Source organism: Paenibacillus sp. 01L418 (genome assembly GCF_056400045.1).
Window position 1 is genome coordinate 1 of sequence record NZ_JBFTSN010000600.1, and the last position, 3101, is coordinate 3101.

Here is a 3101-nt window from a genome sequence, read left to right on the forward strand (position 1 = left end):
GCCAGTTGCAGCTAACAGGATAATGAACAAAGTTATAAGCAACAAACTAATGGACTTTAATCGTACGCTCATTGACTTACACGCTCAGGCGATTGGGCTAAAAGGCTAAGGCCTAGCGACAGCAGCGAAGCTTGTACGATTGAGCCTACCCACAGTTCGGGTTCCCAGCCAATCCCGCTCGTCGCAGCCATCCAGCCGAAGTAACTGCCCCAAAGCACAATAGGCGTAATGATGGCAATCAGCCTGCTGCTTCGCCTGCGATTCAGATCAGAGCGTCTAAAATGCAGCAATAAGTCACCGCTGAGTCCTGCAACAAACGATATGATCAAACTATGTATTTGGGTAAAACCATCGATTACACCCATTAGTGCGCTAACAAGTAAGAATACAAAAGTAATCGCACCAAAAGGAGGCTTCCAGCGCTTTAGCATAAATAAAATTGGAAACAYAAATACGATCGTATTAAGTAGGATAAACGTTAATCCTCGTACCTCGGCATCATCTACCATCCGGTGTGCAAATAAAGTGCTGGAATTGTTCATATACCAAGCAACTACTTTTGGCGCAGGCAAATTATACCGAAACATCCACACATACATGAGAAAAAAACTGACAGTACCTGCTGACAACGCCAAGGATAATAAGTATGGGAAAAAGCTTCTCCAACCTATCTGGTCGCCACTCAGCTCCCTCCAGCCTGCTCGAAGTGGACTTGATAAGATGAGAATGGCACCAAGCATTAAAGCTAAATGAGAAGGACTAAGCAGCGCTTCAAGATTCACTTCAATTCCAAAAATAATATGCCAAGCCATATCAGCTAAGCCGCCTGCAAGAAAGATGATGACGCCTAGCAAGCCAAGCTCATATCCACTAGGAATGGCTTGCTTCCACGAGCAGCCCATTCTTTTTTTCACATATACAATCATTCCAAGTATCCATGCTGCGCATGCAAGAAACCCACTATACAAAATCGCATGCCAAGGGGTGAAAAATGTTTCGACAACATCATGGTTATGGGCATAACCGTCTACGAATATACCGAGCACCAGCCATGTGCCAAGCAGCATCGTTACGAAGTGGCTTTTCGTAGAAATAGCGTATGGTTGCATTGAACACTCTCCCCAGTTATCAATGAATAAACTGCTCGGCTATGCTGGTTAATTCTGATTTGGTTATGTCTAGATCAGGGCTACCTATCGTGTATAGTATCGTTTCATCCGCTAGTGAATCCATCCAAAAGACAGATTGATACTGATCCGAATCACTGTACAGAAACGGCTGGGCTAGAGCATACGTAGCAGATTGTTGTCCAATAACGATTTGCTCTTGCGCCTTTAGATTTGAACGTAATTGCACATTGCTCTTATCCGTGAATACTTCCATGGTGATATGAATAATGTCAGTGGATTCGTTCTCATAAGTCGTCGTATAGATAGGATGATCCACGCTCTCTGCTACAGGTCTGGGCAGAGGCAGCCAGGTCTCCTCCGGTTTCTCTTTCTTCACACGTTTCTCAAGCTCATGAAGCGACTCCATGTCTGCAGCGGATAATGAACCGCCAAACGGCTGCTCCTTCTGACCTCCAATAAACGTCAATGTTTCTGTTAAGGAATCAGGCAATTGAAGATCTGGATTTGCTTCTGTCAATTGCATCTCCCAATCCTTCTCCACTTTCCACACGTATGGATTGGTGACGATTGTGAAAGGGATAGCATTAGTTTTCGGCAAAAGGCTTTTTAATTTTTGTGAATAGAATATCGCCTTCCCCTCGGTAGGAAGTGTTTGTTTAACCTCTTCGAGCGACTCTCGCATTTGCTGAGCCAACATCGCATCATACGTTCCTAATTGACCATTATGCAGCATGTAATCAATAATCTCGTCTTTAAAATGAAAAATATAGGGTGTAGAGAAACCCATGGAAGTAAGGAGCAATCCCGCTACGATAATTCTGAGCGTCCATGATTTTTTTACCGCGTGCAGCTTGGTCTGCTTTTGCAAGCTCTGCTTACGGTACAGCTGTTCGATTCGAGCATCAAGCTCCTCAGGGCGTTTGATTCTCGTTGCGGATTGTTTGTAGGCTTGTGTTAGCTCTTGTTCAATCGACATGATTAAACACCTCCTTGAAAAATTGAGAATGTGAGGTTCGATTTCGCAGTTTTTTCAAAGCCTCATGATGTCTGGATTTGGCTGTGCCTAGTGGGATTTGGAGAGTGCTGGCAATCTCTTCAAAGGAGCAATCCTGATAATAGCGAAGCACGATTATTTGTTTATGTTTGGCAGACAAGCTGTTTACGAGCTGAAGTACTTGGTGTTTTTCTTCCTCTTCGACCGCTAATTCATCTGGCCTCTTCCTTGGCTGTACGCCATACAATTGCTTATTGCGATTAATTAAACGTAAAAATCGCCAGCCTTTTCGATTATTATGATTAACCTGATTAATGATTAGGCCGTTAAGCCAGGCTCGAAATGGTCTATTGTAGTCGTAGGCAGGCAAAGCGGAGAGCATAGCGATGTAAATCTCACTAACGATATCATTGACTTCATTTTTGTTCGTGACCAAATAATAGACGGTACGATAGATATGATCAGCCGTTTTCTCATACACCAAGCGGAAAGCTTCCGGATCTTCATCCAGAAGCGAAGCTAATAAGGGTTGTATGTCCGAATCCTTCAATACGGAAACCTCCTCACGCTACACGAGTACTCATGTGCCAATTTCAATTATTATTTCGTTTCAAAAAGGGATAATTCACTCATCATGATGCCGGTTACCTTTTCTTGATCTACCATAAACTCGAGTACCCATTCCTTCTCTTTATCGATATAACTTAGTAGTTTTAAATCATCATGTTCTCTATTATAATAGGCATCCCCATACATGTCCTTAACAGATTGAATAGAATTTCCCAGTTTAGCCCCTTTATGGGTAGCTTCATCTGGAAGCAGATTATAGCTTGCGACCTTGCTGTCAGTTACCGTATATGTAGCGTTAAAATACTCCCATGACTGAACAGGCACATCATAATCATCTGCTTTTTTCATTTTAATATCGTATTTCTCTTTTGGCTGACCACGTTTATCCGTAAGTAATTGTACCGAAT

General features: G+C 42.8%; 4 protein-coding genes. All 4 read right to left on the bottom strand.

Annotated features, from left to right (window positions below; all coding sequences use genetic code 11):
• Positions 1-68 precede the first annotated feature (68 nt).
• On the bottom strand, positions 69-1109 hold the full coding sequence (locus tag AC1DSE_RS33370) for a hypothetical protein (protein WP_477528919.1): 1041 nt from the start codon (positions 1107-1109) through the stop codon (positions 69-71).
• Between the two features lie 19 nt (positions 1110-1128).
• Positions 1129-2106 carry a hypothetical protein gene (locus tag AC1DSE_RS33375; RefSeq protein WP_477511628.1) on the bottom strand — a complete coding sequence of 326 codons (978 nt, stop codon included), beginning with the start codon at positions 2104-2106 and terminating at the stop codon, positions 1129-1131.
• Positions 2096-2674 (bottom strand): sigma-70 family RNA polymerase sigma factor, encoded by a 579-nt coding sequence (locus tag AC1DSE_RS33380; RefSeq protein WP_477511627.1) that lies wholly within the window; start codon positions 2672-2674, stop codon positions 2096-2098. Before AC1DSE_RS33380 ends, AC1DSE_RS33375 begins: the two co-directional genes overlap by 11 nt.
• A 50-nt stretch (positions 2675-2724) precedes the next feature.
• A partial coding sequence (locus tag AC1DSE_RS33385; RefSeq protein ID WP_477528920.1) for a hypothetical protein occupies positions 2725-3101 on the bottom strand: 377 nt, incomplete at its 5' end.